The 19908-nt window shown below is 66.3% G+C and carries 17 protein-coding genes and 1 other RNA gene; 13 read left to right on the forward strand and 5 right to left on the reverse strand.

Translation table 11 applies throughout. The features are described 5' to 3' along the window. The first annotated feature begins 79 nt into the window (after positions 1-79). Positions 80-1465, forward strand: a complete 1386-nt coding sequence (locus tag ACVW17_RS19315) for an MATE family efflux transporter (RefSeq protein ID WP_456797798.1) — start codon at positions 80-82, stop codon at positions 1463-1465. Positions 1466-1495: 30 nt separating this feature from the next. Here the strand turns inward: ACVW17_RS19315 and ACVW17_RS19320 are convergent, their stop codons facing one another. Further along, the gene (locus ACVW17_RS19320) at positions 1496-2245 is read right to left on the reverse strand and encodes a sulfite exporter TauE/SafE family protein (RefSeq protein ID WP_456797799.1); all 750 of its coding nucleotides are present in this window, start codon (positions 2243-2245) and stop codon (positions 1496-1498) included. A 208-nt stretch (positions 2246-2453) separates the two neighbouring features. Here ACVW17_RS19320 and ACVW17_RS19325 point away from each other — a divergent pair, with 208 nt between their 5' ends. Then, positions 2454-3170: an alpha/beta fold hydrolase gene (locus tag ACVW17_RS19325; RefSeq protein ID WP_456797800.1), complete on the forward strand. Its 717-nt coding sequence runs from the start codon at positions 2454-2456 to the stop codon at positions 3168-3170. A gap of 22 nt (positions 3171-3192) precedes the next feature. On the opposite strand, the gene ACVW17_RS19330 is transcribed toward ACVW17_RS19325, so the two are convergent. After that, positions 3193-3372: a hypothetical protein gene (locus tag ACVW17_RS19330; RefSeq protein ID WP_456753346.1), complete on the reverse strand. Its 180-nt coding sequence runs from the start codon at positions 3370-3372 to the stop codon at positions 3193-3195. A gap of 101 nt (positions 3373-3473) precedes the next feature. Further along, an RNA gene (rnpB, locus tag ACVW17_RS19335) (RNase P RNA component class A) lies at positions 3474-3888 on the reverse strand. A gap of 147 nt (positions 3889-4035) precedes the next feature. On the opposite strand from rnpB, the gene ACVW17_RS19340 reads away from it, so the two are divergent. Both ACVW17_RS19340 and ACVW17_RS19345 read left to right on the forward strand, forming a co-directional pair. Continuing rightward, on the forward strand, positions 4036-4389 hold the full coding sequence (locus ACVW17_RS19340; RefSeq protein WP_456797801.1) for a YciI family protein: 354 nt from the start codon (positions 4036-4038) through the stop codon (positions 4387-4389). Positions 4390-4505: 116 nt separating this feature from the next. Next, the gene (locus ACVW17_RS19345) at positions 4506-5741 is read left to right on the forward strand and encodes an RNA polymerase sigma factor (RefSeq protein WP_456797802.1); all 1236 of its coding nucleotides are present in this window, start codon (positions 4506-4508) and stop codon (positions 5739-5741) included. Positions 5742-5823: 82 nt separating this feature from the next. Here ACVW17_RS19345 and ACVW17_RS19350 read toward each other — a convergent pair whose 3' ends face one another. Further along, a complete protein-coding gene (locus ACVW17_RS19350) occupies positions 5824-6042 on the reverse strand; it encodes a hypothetical protein (protein ID WP_456753349.1) in 219 nt (72 codons plus the stop codon). 248 nt (positions 6043-6290) lie between these two features. Beyond that, positions 6291-7145 (reverse strand): N-acetylmuramoyl-L-alanine amidase, encoded by an 855-nt coding sequence (locus ACVW17_RS19355; RefSeq protein WP_456797803.1) that lies wholly within the window; start codon positions 7143-7145, stop codon positions 6291-6293. A 582-nt stretch (positions 7146-7727) separates the two neighbouring features. Here ACVW17_RS19355 and rsmH point away from each other — a divergent pair. From rsmH to murG, 9 genes are all read left to right on the forward strand, one after another. Continuing rightward, a complete protein-coding gene (rsmH, locus tag ACVW17_RS19360) occupies positions 7728-8723 on the forward strand; it encodes a 16S rRNA (cytosine(1402)-N(4))-methyltransferase RsmH (RefSeq protein WP_456753351.1) in 996 nt (331 codons plus the stop codon). A gap of 2 nt (positions 8724-8725) precedes the next feature. Further along, a complete protein-coding gene (gene ftsL, locus ACVW17_RS19365; RefSeq protein WP_456753352.1) occupies positions 8726-9178 on the forward strand; it encodes a cell division protein FtsL in 453 nt (150 codons plus the stop codon). A gap of 11 nt (positions 9179-9189) precedes the next feature. Next, positions 9190-10947 carry a peptidoglycan D,D-transpeptidase FtsI family protein gene (locus ACVW17_RS19370; protein ID WP_456798986.1) on the forward strand — a complete coding sequence of 586 codons (1758 nt, stop codon included), beginning with the start codon at positions 9190-9192 and terminating at the stop codon, positions 10945-10947. Positions 10948-11070: 123 nt separating this feature from the next. Then, positions 11071-12540 (forward strand): UDP-N-acetylmuramoyl-L-alanyl-D-glutamate--2,6-diaminopimelate ligase, encoded by a 1470-nt coding sequence (locus ACVW17_RS19375; RefSeq protein ID WP_456753353.1) that lies wholly within the window; start codon positions 11071-11073, stop codon positions 12538-12540. Continuing rightward, positions 12537-13970, forward strand: coding sequence for a UDP-N-acetylmuramoylalanyl-D-glutamyl-2,6-diaminopimelate--D-alanyl-D-alanine ligase (locus ACVW17_RS19380; protein WP_456753354.1), 1434 nt, complete (start codon positions 12537-12539; stop codon positions 13968-13970). Before ACVW17_RS19375 ends, ACVW17_RS19380 begins: the two co-directional genes overlap by 4 nt. Positions 13971-13980: 10 nt before the next feature. Beyond that, positions 13981-15087, forward strand: coding sequence for a phospho-N-acetylmuramoyl-pentapeptide-transferase (mraY, locus tag ACVW17_RS19385; protein WP_456753355.1), 1107 nt, complete (start codon positions 13981-13983; stop codon positions 15085-15087). A gap of 109 nt (positions 15088-15196) precedes the next feature. After that, positions 15197-16597, forward strand: coding sequence for a UDP-N-acetylmuramoyl-L-alanine--D-glutamate ligase (murD, locus tag ACVW17_RS19390; protein ID WP_456753356.1), 1401 nt, complete (start codon positions 15197-15199; stop codon positions 16595-16597). Positions 16598-17497: 900 nt separating this feature from the next. Next, positions 17498-18649: a putative lipid II flippase FtsW gene (gene ftsW / locus ACVW17_RS19395; RefSeq protein ID WP_456753357.1), complete on the forward strand. Its 1152-nt coding sequence runs from the start codon at positions 17498-17500 to the stop codon at positions 18647-18649. Between the two features lie 141 nt (positions 18650-18790). Then, positions 18791-19891, forward strand: a complete 1101-nt coding sequence (gene murG / locus ACVW17_RS19400) for an undecaprenyldiphospho-muramoylpentapeptide beta-N-acetylglucosaminyltransferase (protein WP_456753358.1) — start codon at positions 18791-18793, stop codon at positions 19889-19891. The last annotated feature ends 17 nt before the right edge of the window (positions 19892-19908 follow it).

Here is a 19908-nt window from a genome sequence, read left to right on the forward strand (position 1 = left end):
AGCGCGTGGCCGGCGGGCGATGTCCCGCCGGCCACGCGCCGGAATGGATACGACAATCGATTTCGAGAATGGAATTGAGATGAAGGATCTTACGCGCGGCTCCATCGTGAGTCACATATTGACCATGGCTCCCCCGATCGTGGTCGGCATGATCACGATCATGATCTGCCAGCTGGTCGACCTGTATTTTGTCGCCGGTCTCGGCGAGGCCGCCGTCGCCGGCGTGGCTGCGGCCGGCAACGCCGGTTTCCTGGTCAACGCGCTGATGCAGGTGCTGGGCGTCGGCACCGTCGCGCTGATCGCGCACGCGGTGGGACGCACGGATCGTGCCGACGCCAACCTCGTGTTCAACCAGTCGATGGTACTGTCGGTGCTGTGCGCCCTGTTGACGCTGGTTGCAGGCGTCGTGCTGTCCCGCCCTTACATGCGCTCGGTCGCGGCCGACCAGGCCACCATCGACGCGGGCACCACCTATTTGTTGTGGTTCATGCCGGCCCTGGCGCTGCAATTCCTCATTCAGGTGATGGCGTCCGCGCTGCGGGCGACCGGCATCGTGCGGCCCAGCATGCTGGTGCAGGCGGTCGCGGTCATCATCAACATCGCACTGGCGCCGGTGCTGATCGCCGGCTGGGGCACCGGCCACGCGTTCGGGGTTGCCGGGGCAGGCCTGGCGAGCTCGATCGCCGTTCTGATCGGCGTGCTGATGCTGTTCGTGTATTTCCGCAAGCTGGAGCGTTATGTCGGGTTCGATCCCGCGCAATGGCGTCCGCAATTGCGGCAATGGACGCGGATCCTCAATGTCGGCCTGCCGGCCGGCGGCGAGTTCGCGCTGATCTTTGCCTGGATGGGCGTGATCTATTACGTGCTGCGCGATTTCGGGCCGGCAGCCCAGGCCGGGTTCGGCATCGGGACGCGCGTGCTCGGCCTGATCCAGATGCCGGCATTGGCGGTCGCGCTCGCCGCCGGACCGATCGCCGGCCAGAATTTCGGCGCCGGCAACGGCGCCCGCGTGCGGGAGACCTTCATCAAGGCGGTGTCGATCGGCACCATCGTGATGATCGTCTTCACCGTTCTCGCGCATTGGAAACCCGGGTTGTTGCTCGACGGCTTCTCGAACGATCGCGAGACCATGGCGGTCGCCGCCCAGTTCCTGCACTTCGTCTCCATGAACCTCGTCGCGCAGGGGTTGGTCTTCACCTGCAACAGCATGTTCCAGGGCCTCGGCAACACCAGGCCGGTGCTGCTGAGCTCGGTTGTGCGGCTCGTCACCTATGCGGTGCCGGTGATCTGGCTCTCGACGCGGCCCGGCTTCCGGATCGAGTATGTGTGGTACCTGTCGATCGTATCGACGTCGTTGCAGGCCGGTCTGAGCGTGTGGCTGCTGCGTCGCGAACTCAGCAAGCGTCTCGCGCCGCCGGCGCGCGACGTCGCGCCGGAACGCGCTGGTCTTGAGCCGGTCGGATGACCGGCTCAGCCAATTGGCGACGGCGGTTCATCATTTCGGCACCAGTCCGTTCCACACCAGCGCGACGCCGGACAGGAACAGCAGCACCAGCACGACATCGGAGAAATTGCGGTCGCTGAGCGCGTGATAGAGCCGTGAGCCGAGCCAGGCGCCGAGCAACGTTCCCGGAAAGGCGCACGCAGTCAGCCAGATCAGCTCTGTCGTCACCAGGCCGCTTGCGATCTGGACCAGCAATGCGGCCGCCAGGATGGTGAAGTTGAAGATCTGAAACACGCCGCGGCGCTGCTGCTTGCCCCAGCCGCGCACGCTCGCCCACAGGATCGGCAGCGGACCGGACAGTCCGGCGAGGCCGCCGAGGATGCCGCCGGCAAATCCGATCGCGCCGTCGGCCCATTTGCCGCCGAACGAAATCGACATCGGCTTGCGTTGAAGGAACAGCAGGGTCGGAAACACCAGCAGGAAGACGCCGATCGTCAGCTTGAAGACCTCGGGGTCGGCGCGGGCGATCAGCCAAATGCCGATCGGCACGCCGGCGAGGCCGCAGATCACGAACGGCCAGACCAGGCGGAAATCGATGCTGTTCCAGATCGACGGCAGCGTCGAGACCTGCGCGATGACCGAGCAGACCAGCACCAGCGGCACTGCGAGCGTCGGCGGCAGCACATAGAGCCAGATGCCGAGCGCCATCAGCGCGGTGCCGAAGCCGGCAAGGCCGGAGACGAAACCGCCGGCAAGCGCGCCGAAGAACAGGACCGCGTAGCTTGCCGGGGTCAGTTGCATTCTCCCTTCATCGTCATTCCGGGATGGTCCGAAGGACCAGACCGCAGGTGCGCAATTGCGCACCGGGGAATCTCGAGATTCCTGGTTCGATGCTAACGCATCGCCCCGGAATGACGGACGTGTTTTGCCGGGACGTTTACACGACGACAGCCGTGGGTACACTTCAAAATCGCGGCTCATCAACGATAATCGAAATGGAAGCATCACCATGACTGCGCATTCGCCCAAAACCTTTCTGGTCTGTCACGGCGCCTGGTCGGCGGGCTGGGCGTGGAAGAAGATGCATCCCTTGATGCAAGCCGCCGGGCACCGGCTGATCACGCCGAGCTACACCGGGCTCGGCGAGCGCACGCATCTCGCGCATCAGGGGCTCGACCTCGATGCGCATATCCAGGACATGCTGAACGTCATCTCATATGAAGATCTGCGCGACATCGTGCTGGTCGGCCATTCCTATGGCGGCATGGTCGCGACCGGCGTCGCCGATCGCGTTCGCGAGCGCATCGCGCAGATGATCTATATCGACGCCTTCGTGCCGCGCGACGGCCAGTCGCTGTTCGATCTCAACGAGGTGGCGATCGCCAACATGCGCGAGGCCGCACGCAACAACGACGGCTGGCGCATCCCGCCGATGCCGACGCCGCCGGATACGTCTCCCGCCGACGTCGAATGGCTGACTGCGCGGCGCGTCGACATGCCGATCAAATGCTTCGAGCAGAAGTTGCGATTGGAGCACGGCGAGACCATCCTGCCGCGCAGCTACATCTACGCCACCCGCATCACGCCGGCGGACACGTTCGGGCAGTTCGCGAGGCGCACCAAGAACGAAGCCGGCTGGCGCTATCTCGAGATCGACGCCAGCCACTCGCCGAACGTCACCGCGCCGGAGGCGCTGATGGCGTTGATGCAGGAAATTGCAGCGTAGCGTCCGAGCCGCGCCGGCGCACTCACTTTTCTCCGTCGTCGTCCTTGAGGCGAATCCCCTCAGTCCGCAGAGCCGCAAAGAGCGCCGCGATATCTTCGGGCTCCATGTTGTTGGGGCACATTCCGTTGAGTTGCTCGGTCGTGATCGTGCCGCTGCTCTTGGCGATATCTCGTGCCTTCGCCATGATCTTCTGAAGGTCCATCTGCGATCCTCCGCGAGGGGCATTCTAGCAAACGGGACGCGATCGTGGTGTCCGATATGGCGAGGGGCCCGGCGTGTTGCGCCGAGCCCCTCAGACTCCAAAGTATCAGCCGGCCTGTAAGCCGGGTTCTGTAGGGCACCATTCTCGCGAATGGTACGCGACGGCCATTCCTCTGGGACAAGGCTTGCACCTTGCCTCGGGCAACCTACCCGGACAGCGGGCCTGACATCGCCCTGCGGTGTTATCGCGCGTGCGCGAACTAACCGCGTTGCCGTCCCTATTCGGTTTTGCTCCCGGTGTGGTTTGCCATGCCGTTTCCGTTGCCGGAAACGCGGTGCGCTCTTACCGCACCTTTTCACCCTTACTTCCTCCGGAGAGGGAGCGGTTCGTTCTCTGTGGCACTTTCCCTGGGGTCACCCCCGCCGGATGTTATCCGGCACCGCATGTCGATGGAGCCCGGACTTTCCTCCCCCGCGGCCTTTCGGCGCTTGCGGGAGCGGCCGTCCGGCCGACTGACACCAACGGCATGGGCGTTTCCGCCCGATCCGTCAAGCGGATAACACCGGCCAAAACGGCCGAAATAAATTATCCTGAAGATGTCGTTTGGCCTGTCGCCCGTTCGACTGGGTGTCGGCGATCCAGCCGATCAAGAGGAGAGATGAGATGCAATATTTGCTGCTGATCTACCGGAGCGACGCGGAATATGGCCGTATGAGCGCCGACGAGCGCAAGGCCGTGACGGCGGAGTACGGGGCCTACACCCAGTCGATCATCCAGAGCGGCCACTTCAAGGCCGGCGACGGGCTGCAGCCGGTGTCGACCGCGACCACCGTGCGGGTTCGCGACGGCAAGACGCTGACCACAGACGGCCCGTTCGCCGAAACCCGCGAGCAGCTCGGCGGCTATTATCTGGTCGAGGCCAAGGATCTCGACACCGCGCTCGGCCTGGCAGCCCGGATTCCCGGCGCCAAGACCGGCTCGATCGAAGTCCGGCCTGTGATGATCTACGACAAGTAACCTTATTGCTGTCATTCCGGGGCGTCCGAAGGACGAACCCGGAATCTCGAGGTTCCGGGCTCGCTCGCGCGACGGCGCGCGCGCCCCGGAACGACGGTTTCTCCGAAAGCTTCGGCATGACCCCGAGCCAAATCGAAAAGGTGTTTCGCGACGAGGCGGGCCGGGCGCTCGCGACGCTGATCCGTCTCGTCGGCGATTTCGATCTGGCCGAGGATGCGCTGCAGGATGCCTTCGCGGTGGCGCTGCAGCGCTGGCCGATCGGCGAATTCCCGTCCAATCCGCGGGCCTGGCTGGTCAATGTCGGCCGCAACAAGGCGATCGACCGGGTCCGCCGCGCCGTCAGCTTCCGCGGCAAGCAGCAGGAGCTGACGCATCAACTGCTGCTGGATGCGGAGGCCTCGCCCGAGCCGGCGGATGCGACGCTCGACGACGACATGCTGAGGCTGATCTTCACCTGCTGTCATCCGTCCTTTGCGCCCGAGGTGCAGGTCGCGCTGACCTTGCGCACGGTGTGCGGCCTGACGACCGTCGAGGTCGCGCGCGCATTCCTGGTCAGCGAGGACGCTATGGCGCAGCGGCTGCTGCGCGCCAAGCAGAAGATCAGGCTCGCCGGCATTCCCTATCAGGTGCCGGAGCGCGAAGCGCTGGAGCCGCGGCTGTCGGGCGTGCTCGCGGTGATCTACCTCGTCTTCACCGAAGGCTATGCCGCGACCGCGGGCGACGATCTGATGCGGCCGGATCTCGCGCGCGAGGCGATCCGGCTGGCGCGGCTGCTCGATGCGCTGATCCCGGCGCGCGGCGAGATCAAGGGCCTGCTGGCGCTCATGCTGCTGCATGATGCGCGCCGCGCCGGCCGCCAGACCGCCGATGGCGACATCGTGCTGCTCGAGGAGCAGGACCGTTCGCTGTGGGATGTCGGGCAGATCGCCGAAGGCGTGCAACTGGTCGAGGAGGCGCTGCGCATGCCGGGCCGGCCGCAATCCTACGCGGTGCAGGCCGCGATCGCCGCGCTGCATGCGCGGGCGCCGAGCTACAAGGACACCGACTGGCCGCAGATCGCCGGTCTTTACGAGGTGCTGCTGCGCATCAGCCCGTCGCCGGTGATCGAGCTCAACCACGCGGCCGCGGTGTCGATGGTCGACGGCCCGGCGCGCGCGCTCGATCTGATCGACGCGCTGGCCGCGCGCGGCACGTTGAAGGGATACGACCAGCTGCCCGCGGTGCGCGCCGATCTGCTGCGCCGCCTCGGCCGCAAGGACGACGCGCGGCAGGCGTATCTCGCGGCCACCGCCGCGACCCAGCTCGAGCCGTTGCGGCGGCTCTATGCCCGCAGGATCGCGGAGCTGGGGTGAGATCACCTCAGCCCGCGCGAGGTCGTGAGGGCACGCAGCTCGGATCAGAGATCGTCAGCGTGCTGCGCGGCCTTGAACGTGCTCAGTACCCGGTCTTTGCCTTGGCGCCGCCGGACGCTTGCCCGGTCGTCGTTCCACTCGACATGCCGGTCGTGGTGCCGGGTGCCATCTTCTTCTGCGCATGATGGATCTTGTGGGTCTTGTGCATGGTCGACGTGGACTTGCCTTGTGTCGTCATAGCGGCTGCCGGAGCGGCGATCAGGCCAACGGCGACAGCTCCCGCGATCAGTGCTTTGAACATGGACGAATCTCCACTCGGACCGCCCCAAAAATAAGAAGACAGCGCGTCGCGAAAGGTTCCATCAGTGCATGCGCGATCGGCGGGAAAAAGGGGAACAGGGGTATCCTGATCTCATCCGTCATTGCGAGGAGCGAAGCGACGAAGCAATCCATCTGTCCGCGCAAGTGGAGGGATGGATTGCTTCGCGGAGCCTGTCATCGGGCGCGCGTTCGCGCGACCCGTTGGCTCGCAATGACGGAAGAGAGAGCCTACCTCGCCGCATCCGGCGGCAGGCTCTCGAGCAGCGCGTACAACGTCGCCATGGTGGAACGGTCGGCGATCCCGTCGACGCGCTCGGGGCGGAAGTGACGCTGGAACGCGGTGACGACCTCCATGGTCGGGCCGTCGAACTTGCCGTTGGTCGGGATGTTGTAGCCGTAGCGGCGGAACGCGGCCTGCATGTTGGAGACGGCATCGCTGATCGCGCCGAGCTGCAGCGCGTCGCCGCGCACGATCGGTGCCGGCTGCACCCAGTGCCCGACGCCGGAATTGGCCAGCGAGTGCCAGGGGAATTTCTCGCCGGGATCCTTCTTGCGGCCCGGCGCCACGTCGGAATGGCCGTCGAGCACGCGATGCGCGACCACCTTGCGGCGGAGCATGATGCCGCGGCACAGCGCGATCACGGCCGCGATCTGGCGCAGCGGAAAATCCGGATAGCCCCAATCGTGACCGCGATTGACGATCTCGACGCCGATCGAGCAGGAGTTGATGTCGTCTTCGCCCGCCCAGGCCGAGACGCCGGCGTGCCAGGCGCGCTTGCTCTCCGGCACGCATTGCACGATGCGGCCGTCCTCGAGCACGATGTAGTGCGCCGAGACCTCGGTGCCGGCGGTGCAGAGCTGCGCGATCGCGCCCTCGACATCGGGCATCCCGGTGTAGTGCAGCACGATCATGTCTGGCTGCCGGCCGTTCGCGCGATCGCCGAAATTCACCGACGGGATCACATCGGAGGCAACGGAGGAATCGGGCGTGAACGTCTTCACGTCGGCCACGCCCTTCGGAACGGGAAGGACGCGCTGACGCTTCGAATCAGCGTTGCCGGATGAAGACGAACCAGAAGCCATACGAATCACTCAAACCCGAACCAGGAGAACGCATTTTGACATATGGATAAACAAATAGGCGTTTACTATTCCTTTACCGTGCGGGCCGCGCAATCGCCCCCGCCGGTTCCACGGGCTGCGATGATGCCCGAAGTGAAGGCGGAGGCTATCACTCGAATGCGGGTCAAAGTCGCGCGATTCCGCTAACCCTTCATCAACGTTTTCTTAACGTTAAGTGCCGTTACTGAGAGGTGAAGTGCCGAACCGGTTTCGGGGGACGGCCCACGGACGCTGAGCCTCGCTGTTGCGCGAAATCCCATGGAAACCCTCCCAATTCCGGTCGGATATCAGGACTTGCGGCCGAGCACGGGAGTTGGCGCTGGAATTGCGCGGCGGCTTCTTCACCGGAACGATCGGTCTGGAGCGTTTTCGAGCGAAGTGGATACCGGTTCGCGTGAAGAAAACGCGTCAAGGCAGGAATCCGGAGCCCCGTTCCGATCCAATCGGAACGGAAAGGGCTCCGGGCGCGAGGATTCGAGACGCAATGAGTCGGCGCGCAGCCAGCTTGCATGCCAGTTACGCGGCCCTGCCCGGGGACTGCGCATGAGCGAGCGTGCGCCGCGTCACATTTCGGTGCTGGGCCGCGAGGCGGTCGCTTATCTCGCGCCGCGCGCCGGCGGCATCTATGTCGACGCGACCTTCGGCGCCGGCGGCTACAGCCGCATGATCCTCGACGTCGCCGACACGCGCGTCATCGGCATCGACCGCGACCGCACCGCGATCACCGGCGGCTTCGATCTGGTCGACGGCGCCGGCGGCCGCCTGACGCTGGTCGAGGACCGCTTCTCAGACCTCGCCGAGGTCTGCGCGTCGCAGGGCGTCGACAAGGTCGACGGCGTCGTGATGGATGTCGGCGTCTCCTCGATGCAGCTCGACCAGGCCGAGCGCGGCTTTTCGTTTCGTCTCGGCGGCCCGCTCGACATGCGGATGGCCCAGAGCGGGGTGACCGCGGCCGACGTCGTCGCCACCGCCTCCGAGAAGCAGCTCGCCGACATCATCTATATCTTCGGCGAGGAGCGCCATTCGCGCAGCGTTGCGCGCGCCATCGTCGCCGCGCGCAAGGAGGCGCCGATCACGACGACCGGCGCGCTCGCCGACATCGTCGCGAAGGTCGTGCGCGCCAAGCCGAACGAGATCCATCCGGCGACGCGGACCTTTCAGGCGCTGCGCATCTTCGTCAATGAGGAGCTCGATGAGCTCTATCTGGCGCTCGCGGCCGCCGAGCGCGTGCTGAAGCCGGGCGGCCGGCTCGCGGTGGTCTCGTTCCATTCGCTGGAAGACCGCATCGTCAAGAACTTCCTCGCCGAGCGCGGCAAGGCCGCGGCCGGCTCGCGGCATCTGCCCGAGATCGCGCAGGCCGCGCCGAGCTTTCAGATCCTCACCAAGCGCCCGGTTGTGCCATCCGATGCGGAGATCGCGGCGAATCCGCGCGCGCGTTCCGCAAAACTGCGCGCGGCCGAGCGCACCGCGGCGCCGCCGCATGCGGACGACGAACTGCCGTCCTGGCCGCGTCTCGCCGACCTGAAGCGGGGAGGCTGACGATGCGCCTTCTCCATCTCCTCGTCATCGGCATGCTGATCTTCGCGGCGTCGTATGTCTATCGCATCAAGATGGAATCGACCGCGCGCGTCGAACGCGTGCTGCAGCTCAATGCGGAGATCCGCGAGCAGCGCAATGCGATCGCCACCTTGCGCGCCGAATGGGCCAAGCTCGATGCGCCGCTCAGGCTGCAGGGGCTTGCCGAGCGCCATCTTCCGCTGAAGCCGATCAACGCCAACCAGTATGATTCCCTGAAGAACCTGCCGGAACGGCCGCCGAGCTTCACGCGGCCCGGTTCGCGCGATCCGATCGGCGCCATGATCGACACCATCGAGGCCGCCGCCGCGCCCGATAGCACCACCGGATCGATCGACAAGCCGGCGACCGACCAGCCGGCCGCCGACCAGCCCGCCCCCACCGAGGACACCGAGCAGGGCGGGGGAGACCAGCAATGACGGGACCAGCCATGACCGATCCGGCACCCGCCAGCAAATCGGCCGCGAAATCCGCCGAGCCCTGGAGCCAGCGGCTGATCCGCACGCTGCTGTACGGCAGCAATGTCGACCGTGCCGCGAAAGCGCGCGCGCGCGTCGGCCTTGCGATCATCGCCTTTGCGGCGGTGTATTGCGTGCTGGCCGGACGTCTCGTGCTGTTCGCCGTTGGCGCCGACAGCCATGGCGCGCGGCGCGCCGCCTCGCAGGACGCGATTGCTACCGCACGGCCCGACATCACCGACCGCAACGGCGCCATTCTCGCGACCGACGTCAAGGCGCCGAGCCTGTTCGCCGAGCCGCGCCGCCTGATCGACAAGGACGAGGCGATCGAGCTTCTGACCGGGGCGCTGCCCGATCTCGACACCGGCGAGGTGCGCGACCGCCTGTCGTCGCGCAAGGGTTTCGTCTGGCTGAAGCGCGAGATCACGCCGAAGCAGCAGCTCGACATCCATCGCCTCGGCCTTCCCGGCGTCGGCTTCCTGCGCGAGAACAAGCGCGTCTATCCGACCGGCAACGAGGTCGCCCACCTGATCGGCCTGGTCAACATCGACAACCAGGGCATCGCCGGCATGGAGAAGTGGCTGGACAACAACGGTCTGGCCGATCTGCATCGCGCCGGCTTCGCCACCGACCGGCTGCAGAAGCCGGTCGAGCTGTCGGTCGATCTGCGCGTCGAGCACGCGCTGCGCGACGAACTGATCAAGGCCAAGGAGAAGTTCAAGGCCAAGGCCGCCTCCGGCCTCGTCTCCAACGTGCGCACCGGCGAGATCGTGGCGATGGTGTCGCTGCCGGATTTCGATCCGAACAATCCGAAGGAAGCGCACGATCCCGACCGCATCAACCGCCTGACCACGGGCGTCTACGAGATGGGCTCGACCTTCAAGGCGTTCACGCTGGCGATGGCGCTGGATAGCGGCCGGTTCGACCTCAACTCGATGTGGGATGCGCGCGGCCCGCTGCACTACGGCAAGTTCGCGATCCATGACGATCACAACATGGGCCGCATGATCAACATGAAGGAGGTGTTCTACTATTCCTCCAACATCGGCGCCGGCCGCATTGCGCTCGCGATGGGCGTCGACGCGCACAAGGCGTTCCTGCGCAAGATGGGACAGCTCGAGCGGCTGCGCACCGAACTGCCGGAGAGCGCCTCGCCGATCGTGCCGAAGAAGTGGGGCGAATTGAACACCGTCACCATCTCGTTCGGCCACGGCATCGCGGTGGCGCCGCTGCAGGCGGTGATGGGCATCGACGCGCTGGTCAATGGCGGCTATCTGATCCCGCCGACCTTCCTGAAGCGCACCGAGCAGGAGGCGATGGCGCTGGCCAAGCGCGTCATCAAGCCGGAGACCTCGGACAAGATGCGCTATCTGATGCGGCTCAACGCCGAGGTCGGCACCGCCAAGAAGGCCGACGTCAAGGGCTACTATATCGGCGGCAAGACCGGCACCGCCGAGAAGGTCATCAACGGCCGCTACGCCAAGAAGCGCGTGCTCAACGCCTTCACCGCGATCCTGCCCGCCGACAATCCGAAATACCAGCTCCTGATCATGCTCGACGAGCCGCAGCCCCTGAAGGAGACCTATGGTTTCATCACCTCGGGCTGGAATGCGGTGCCGACCGGCGGCAACGTGATCGCCCGAATTGCGCCGCTTTTGGGCGTCGAACCGCGATTCGACCTGCCGCCGTCCGACCGCCTTATTCTTGCGGCATCGAGAGCAACCCAGTAAGGCGTAGTGTGACAGCATGATCCGGACCGGAACGGCCGCGTTAGCGCAAATTGCGAAGCGGTGTTCCGGATCGATCATGCTCAGATAACGGCGCCAGAACGGCGCCGGCCAGACTGGAAGATCATGAGACTTCGCGACCTCTTCAGCGCCGATGCCAGGATCGATCCAAAGGGCGATCGAAGTGCCGATGCCGTTGTCGTCGGCGGGCTTGCGGTCGATAGCCGCGCGGTGAAGCCGGGCGACCTGTTCTTTGCGCTGGCCGGCAGCAAGACCGACGGCGCGCGCTTCGTCGATGCGGCGATCGCCGCCGGCGCGGTCGCTATTGCCGGCGAGCATCCGCCGCAGGCGGCGCTCCGCGTGCCGTTTGTGACGACGCCCAATCCGCGCCGCGCGCTGGCGCTCGCCGCCGCGACATTCTATCCGCGCCAGCCCGCGACGATCGCGGCGGTGACCGGCACCAGCGGCAAGACCTCGGTCGCCGCGTTCACGCGCCAGATCTGGCAGCGGCTCGGTCATTCCTCCGCGAGCATCGGCACCATCGGTCTCGTCTCCGACAAGCGCACCGTCTACGGCTCGCTGACCACGCCGGATCCGATCGCGCTGCATCGCCAGCTCGACGAGATCGCCGGCGACGGCGTCACGCATCTGGCGTTCGAGGCCTCCTCGCACGGCCTGGACCAGTATCGCCTCGACGGCGTGCGCATCGCCGCCGGCGGCTTCACCAATCTGTCGCGCGACCACATGGACTATCATCCCGATGTCGCGCACTACCTGAACGCAAAACTCCGGCTGTTCCGCGACCTCGTCGCCGATGGCGGCGCGGCTGTGATCTCGGCCGATCATGATTGCTCGCCGGAGGTGATCGGCGCAGCGCGCGGGCGCGGCTTGCGCATCATCGCGGTCGGCCGCAACGCCGATGCCACGGATGGCATCAAGCTCACCGAGGCCGCGATCGAGGGTTTTGCGCAGAAGCTCGCGATCGCGCATCGCGGCCGCACCTACGCGATCCGGCTGCCGCTGGTCGGCGAATTCCAGATCGAGAACGCGCTGGTCGCCGCCGGTCTTGCGATCGGCACCGGCAGCGCGGCGGAAGACGTGTTCGGCAGCCTCGAACATCTCGAGGGCGCAAAGGGCCGGCTCGAATTCGTCGGCGAGCATAATGGCGCGCCGATCTTCGTCGATTACGCCCACAAGCCCGATGCGCTGGCCAAGGCGCTGCAGGCGCTGCGGCCTTACGCTCGCCGCAAGCTGGTCGTGGTCTTCGGCGCCGGTGGCGACCGTGACGCCGGCAAGCGTCCGATCATGGGCGCGATCGCCGCCGAGAATGCCGATCACATCATCGTCACCGACGACAACCCGCGCAGCGAGAAGCCCGAGGCGATCCGCGCCGCGATCATGGCGACCGCGAAGGGCGCGCGCGAGATCGGCGATCGCGCTGCGGCGATCCGCGCCGGCATTGCCGGCCTCGAGCCGGGCGATGCGCTGGTGGTCGCCGGCAAGGGCCACGAGGTCGGGCAGATCGTCGGCAACACGACGCTGCCGTTCAGCGATCATGAGGCGGTTGCCGCCGCGTTAGCAGCGGAGAGAAAATGAGCACGATGTTGTGGACCTCGGATGCGATGGCGGCGGCGATGCGTGCGGCGACGCAGGGCGCACTGCCGGAGGGCGTCACCGGCCTCTCGATCGACAGCCGCACCATTGCAAAGGGCGATGCGTATTTCGCGATCAAGGGCGAAGTCCATGATGGCCATGCCTTCGTCGAGGCGGCGCTGAAGGCCGGCGCCGGGCTCGCCGTGGTCGAGGCCGCGCAGCGCGAAAAATTTCCCGCTGATGCGCCGCTCTTGGTGGTCGACGACGTGCTCGCCGGCCTCGTCGACCTCGCCCATGCCTCGCGCACGCGGCTCAACGCGCAGATCATCGCGGTGACCGGTTCGGTCGGCAAGACCTCGACCAAGGAGGCGCTGCGCCGCGTGCTGTCGGCGCAGGGCGAGACCCATGCCTCGGTCGCATCCTTCAACAATCATTGGGGCGTGCCGCTGTCGCTGGCGCGCTGTCCGGCGAGTGCGCGCTTTGCGGTGTTCGAGATCGGCATGAATCATGCCGGCGAGATCACGCCGCTGGTCAAGATGGTGCGGCCGCATGTCGCCGTGATCACCACGGTCGAGCCGGTGCATCTGGAGTTCTTCGCCGGCATCGAGGCGATCGCCGACGCCAAGGCGGAGATCTTCTCCGGCGTCGAGCCCAATGGCGCCGTCGTGCTCAACCGCGACAACGGCCAGTTCGCGCGGTTGCAGCAGCAGGCCGAGAACGCCGGCATCGCGCGGATCGTCTCGTTCGGCACCGACAAGCGCGCCGAGGCGCGGCTGCTCGACCTCTCGCTGCACGCGACCTGCTCGGCGGTGCATGCCGATATTCTCGACCACGACATCACCTACAAGATCGGGATGCCCGGCCGCCACATGGCGATGAACTCGCTCGCGGTGCTCGCCGGGGCCGCGCTGCTCGGCGCCGATGTCGCGCGCGCGGCGCTGTCGCTGTCGCAGCTCGAGGCGCCGACCGGCCGCGGCCTCCGCCGCACGCTCGAGGTCGGCCATGGCGAGGCGACGCTGATCGACGAGAGCTACAACGCCAACCCGGCCTCGATGGGCGCAGCGCTCAACGTGCTCGGCCAGGCCAAGACCGGGCCGCACGGCCGCCGCATCGCCGTGCTCGGCGACATGCTCGAGCTCGGGCCGACCGGGCCCGAATTGCACCGCGGCCTCAATGAGGCCGTGACCGCCAACCGCATCGATCTCGTATATTGTTGTGGTCCGCTGATGCGGAATCTGTGGGATGCCCTTTCCACCGGCAAGCGGGGAGGCTATGCCGAGAGCTCGGCGGCGCTCGAAGCGCAGGCGGTCGCCGCGGTCCGTGCCGGTGACGTGATCATGGTGAAGGGCTCGCTCGGATCGAAGATGAAGCTCATTGTCAGCGCGCTGGAAAAACGCTTCCCCGACAAGGCCGCGCACGAAGAAGCGGTATAGGACTCCTTGAATGTTCTACTGGTTGATCGAACTGTCCAACACCGTTCCGGGGTTTGGGGCATTCCGCAGCGCACTGAACGTGTTCCGCTACATCACCTTCCGCACCGGCGGTGCGATGGTGACCGGCGCACTGTTCGTGTTCCTGTTCGGACCCTGGATCATCGATCATTTGCGGCTGCGGCAGGGTAAGGGCCAGCCGATCCGCACCGACGGTCCGCAGTCGCATCTGATCTCCAAGAAGGGCACGCCCACCATGGGCGGGCTGATGATCCTGTCCGGGCTCGTGGTGTCGACGCTGCTCTGGGCCAATCCGCTCAATCCCTATGTCTGGATCGTGCTGGCGGTGACGCTCGGCTTCGGCTTCGTCGGCTTCTATGACGATTATTTGAAGGTCACCAAGCAGTCACACTCCGGCTTCGCCGGCAAGCTGCGGCTCTTGATCGAGGCGGTGATCGGGCTCGCCGCCTGCTACGCGCTGGTCCGGCTCGGCCGCGACGTCTCGTCGACCTCGCTTGTGATTCCGTTCTTCAAGGACCTGGTGATCAATTTCGGCTGGTTCTTCGTGATCTTCGGCGCCTTCGTGATGGTCGGCGCCGGCAATGCGGTGAATCTCACCGACGGCCTCGACGGGCTTGCGATCGTGCCGGTCATGATCGCCGCCGCGAGCTTCGGCATGATCTCCTATCTCACCGGCAACGCGGTGTTCTCGGACTATCTGCAGATCAACTACGTCGCCGGCACCGGCGAACTGGCGGTGCTGTGCGGCGCGGTGCTCGGCGCAGGCCTCGGCTTCCTCTGGTTCAACGCGCCGCCGGCTTCGATCTTCATGGGCGACACCGGCTCGCTCGCGCTCGGCGGCATGCTGGGCGCAACCGCGGTTGCGGTGAAGCACGAGATCGTGCTCGCCGTGATCGGCGGCCTGTTCGTGCTGGAGGCGGTTTCCGTCATCGTCCAGGTCACCTCGTTCAAGCTGACCGGCAAGCGCGTGTTCCGGATGGCGCCGCTGCACCATCATTTCGAGCAGAAGGGCTGGACCGAGCCGCAGATCGTGATCCGGTTCTGGATCATCTCGGTGATGCTGGCACTCGCCGGCCTCTCAACACTGAAGTTGCGCTGATGGCTTGGCATCCCATTCACTGTCATTCCGGGGCTCGCGTAGCGAGAACCCGGAATCTCGAGATTCCGGATAACCGCTGCGCGGTTTCCGGAATGACGGGGAGATAACCATGATCCCGGTCACCTCCTTCTCCGGCAAGACGGTCGCGGTGTTCGGGCTCGGCGGCTCCGGGCTTGCGAGCTGCCACGCGCTGAAGGCTGGGGGCGCGGAGGTGATCGCGGCCGACGACAATGCCGACAACGTCGCCAGGGCGGCGCAGGCCGGCTTCACCACCGCGGATCTGCGTAACCTGTCGTGGACGAATTTCGCCGCGCTGATCCTGACCCCCGGCGCGCCGCTGACCCATCCGGCGCCGCATTGGAGCGTGCTGAAGGCGCGCGAGGCCGGTGTCGAGGTGATCGGTGACGTCGAACTGTTCTGCCGCGAGCGGCGCCGTCATGCGCCGAACGCGCCGTTCGTCGCCATCACCGGCACCAACGGAAAGTCGACCACCACGGCGCTGATCGCGCATCTCATGAAGGTCGCCGGCTACGACACCCAGATGGGCGGCAATATCGGCACCGCGATCCTGTCGCTGGAGCCGCCGCGGATGGGCCGCGTCCATGTCATCGAGATGTCGTCCTTCCAGATCGACCTCGCGCCGTCGCTCGATCCTTCGGTCGGCATCCTGATCAACATCAGCGAGGATCACATCGATCGCCACGGCACGCTGGAACACTACGCCGCGGTGAAGGAGCGGCTGGTCGCCGGCGTGCAGCAGGGCGGCACTGCGATTGTTGGTGTTGACGACATCTGGTGCCGCAACATCGCCGACCGGCTCGATCGCGCCGGCAAGCGCGTGGTGCGCATCTCGGTGAAGAACCCGCTGCCCGACGGCCTCTATGTCGAGCACGAGACCATCGTGCGCGCATCGGGCGCGGCGCGCAGCGAGGTCGCGCGGCTGGGCGGCATCGGCTCGCTGCGCGGCCTGCACAACGCGCAGAACGCAGCCTGCGCCGCGGCCTGCGCGCTGGCGATGGGCATCGCCACCGACGTGTTGCAGAATGGCTTGCGCAGCTTTCCGGGCCTCGCGCACCGCATGGAGCAGGTCGGCCGCCGCGGCAACGTGCTGTTCGTCAACGACTCCAAGGGCACCAATGCGGATGCCGCCGCGCATGCGCTGTCGTCGTTCGCCGACATCTACTGGATCGCCGGCGGCAAGCCGAAGGCCGGCGGCATCACCAGCCTGACGGAATATTTCCCGCGCATCCGCAAGGCCTATCTGATCGGTGAGGCGGCGGCGGAATTCTCCGGCACGCTCGGCGATCGCGTCCCGCATGATATGTCCGGCACGCTCGACGTCGCGATCGCCAGCGCCGCGCGCGATGCCGAGGCGTCGGGACTCGCGGAAGCCGTCGTGCTGCTGTCGCCGGCCTGCGCGTCGTTCGACCAGTACCGCAATTTCGAAATCCGCGGCACGGCGTTCCGCGACATCGTCCAGGCCCTGCCGGGCGTGAAGCCGGTGGTGTGACCACAATTCCCTCGTCATTCCCCGATGCGCAATTGCGCATCTGAGGGCGCGCCACTTGGCGCGAGGCCGGAATCCATCTGGCCGCATCACGTGTGGTGAAATGGATTCCGGGCTCTCGCTTCGCGAGCCCCGGAATGACGAAGGAGAGAGGGGCGCCCTTACATCTGAGTTGCCCGACGGCGCAAGCCCCCGCGACGAAAATATTTCGCTTTATCCGAAGAGCAACTCAGTGTATAAGTCCACCCGTCTCACCCGATCGAGGGGCGCTTCGCGATCGTCACGAACGCGGCGTGAGATGCGGTGGACGCCGATTGCGCAGTCGACGAATGCGCATGAAGCGGACGGCGAAATCGTGCAGGCCTGACGCCCTAGCGGTAGGTGTCTCTTCCGATTGCGCAAATGCGCGTTGTGAAGGCGGTGACAAAAAAGCCCAGTCTCGCCGGGGAGAGCACGTATAAGCCGTAAGCCATCGCGCAGGGAAAGCCGGGTTGTTTCCGGTTACACCTGTGGTCCTACCCCCGTGCTTTCTACCCATTGCACGGGGCCCATGGGTGCGATCGGCACCCGGCTTTCCCTGCGCCCTCTTCAAGGAGAGGGCGAAACGACAAGCAAAGCTCGGACAGATGTGTCGCGAGAATGCGAACTTGTGTTCCGTCGTCCTGAGGAGCCGCGAAGCGGCGTCTCGAAGGATCGACGGCCACCAGCCGGGCCGTTCATCCTTCGAGGCTCGCTCTGCTCGCACCTCCAGCGACAAAGGCGAAGCCTTTGCGCGGGGATGACGGTGCCAGCTCGAGGCCGCGGGCCCCAATCCACCTCCCTCAAAAGTTACCCAACCCGTTAACCCCTTGGAAACCATCCTGCGCCACCAATGGACGTTATCTCTGCCATCTGGGGACGCCCATGCTCGCCCGTGACCAACGCACCCCGTTCTCGGACTGGTGGTGGACTGTCGACAAGCTGCTGCTTGTGGCGATCGCCGCGTTGATGCTGGCCGGCGTCATCCTGTCGCTGGCGGCGAGCCCGCCGGTGGCGACCCGGATCGGGCTCGATCCGTTCCACTTCTTCAACCGCCACGTCATGTTCCTGGTGCCGTCGCTGATCGTGCTGATCGGCGTCTCGTTCATGACGCCGCGGCAGATCCGGCGCACCGCGCTGATCGTATTCGCAGTGTCGATCGCGCTGATCGTACTCACGCTCCTTGTCGGGCCCGAGGTCAAGGGCTCGCGGCGCTGGATCACCCTGCTCGGCGTCAATATCCAGGCCTCCGAGGCCGCCAAACCCGCCTTCGTGATCGTCGCGGCCTGGCTGTTTGCGGAATCGACAAAGCGGCCGGAGATGCCGGCGACCTCGATGGCGCTGGTGCTGCTGATGACGCTGGTCACGCTGCTGGTGATGGAGCCCGACTTCGGCCAGACCATGCTGATCCTCACGGTGTGGGGCGCGTTGTTCTTCATCGCGGGCATGCGGATGATCTGGGTGTTCGGGCTCGCCGGCGCCGCCGGCGCCGGCCTGTTCGGCGCCTATCTGCTGGTGCCGCACGTCGCCGGCCGCATCAAGCGCTTCATGAACCCCGCCTCGGGCGACACCTTCCAGGTCGACACCGCGATGGAGGCGTTCTGGAACGGCGGCTGGTTCGGTCTCGGCCCGGGCGAGGGAATTGCAAAACGCAGCCTCCCGGACAGCCACACCGACTTCGTGTTCGCGGTCGCGGCGGAGGAATTCGGCATCATCCTCTGCCTGATGCTGGTCGCGCTGTTCGGCTTCATCGTGATCCGCACGCTGACCCGGGCCTATGCCACCGAGGACATGTTCTCGCGCTTCGCGGCGTCGGGACTTGCGATCCTGTTCGGCGTGCAGGCGACCATCAACATGGCGGTCAATCTGCAACTGATCCCGGCCAAGGGCATGACGCTGCCGTTCATCTCCTATGGCGGCTCGTCCTTCGTGTCGCTCGCCTATGGCGTCGGCATGATGCTGGCGCTGACGCGGCAGCGGCCGCGCACCGAAATCGAATCGATGGAAGGCGCCAGCGCCCAGCGCGCCTACGCGTAGGTGACCCTTGTTGTCATTGCGAGGAGCGAAGCGACGACCTGTCCGCCGAAGCCTTGGCGAAGGCGGAAGCAATCCATCTCTCCGCTTTGCGGGGCTATGGATTGCTTCGCTTCGCTCGCAATGACGATGTAAAAGGCGGCCATGGACAACGCGCCCTTGATTCTGCTGGCGGCCGGTGGCACCGGCGGCCATCTGTTCCCGGCCGAAGCGCTCGCCGTGGAACTGATCCGGCGTGGCCTGCGGGTGCGGCTTGCCACCGACGGCCGTGCGCTGCGCTACTCCGGCCTGTTCGGCCGCGAAAGCATCGACCTGGTGCCGAGCGCCACCGTGCGCAGCCGCAACCCGATCTCGCTGGCGCAGACCGTGCTGATGCTCGGCTACGGCACCCTCATTGCCGCCAATCTGGTGCGCCGGCTGAAGCCCGCGGCCGTGGTCGGCTTCGGCGGCTACCCGACCTTGCCGCCGTTGGTGGCGGCGCGGATGCTCGGTGTTCCCGGCATCATCCACGACGCCAATGCGGTGCTCGGCCGCGCCAATCGTTTTCTCTCCGGCCGCGTCAACGCGATCGCGACCTCGCTGCCCGGCGTGCTCGATCGCGATCCCGCGCTGGCCGGCAAGGCGACCACGGTCGGCACGCCGATGCGGCCCGCGATCCTTGCCGCGGCTGCAGTGAAATACACGTCGCCCGAGGTGGACGGGCCGTTGCGCCTGCTCGTCGTCGGCGGCAGCCAGGGCGCGCGGGTGATGAGCGACATCGTGCCGCCGGCGCTCGAGAAGCTAGCGCCCGAACTGTGGAGCCGCCTGATCGTCACCCAGCAGGTGCGCGAGGAGGACATGGCGCGGGTCCGCGCGGTGTACGACCGGCTCAAGATCAATGCCGAGCTGGCGCCGTTCTTCGCCGACCTGCCGGCGCGCCTCGCCTCGAGCCAGCTGGTGATCTCGCGGTCCGGCGCCGGCACCATTGCCGAGCTCGCCGCGATCGGCCGGCCCTCGATCCTGGTGCCGCTGCCCGGCGCGATCGATCAGGACCAGTTCGCCAACGCCGGCGTGCTGTCGCAGGCCAACGGCGCGCTGCGCATCGCGCAGAGCGATTTTACGCCGGAGCGTCTCGCCGCCGAGATCTCGGCCTTCGCCGCGGAGCCTTCGAGGCTGACCGCGATGGCGCAGGCCGCGCGCGGCGTCGGCCGGCTCGATGCCGCCGAGCGGCTCGCCGATCTGGTTGCCAAGGTGGCCGGCATTTGATGCGCCAATCCGGCAGG

The sequence above is a fragment of the Bradyrhizobium sp. USDA 4473 genome (genome assembly GCF_054063335.1).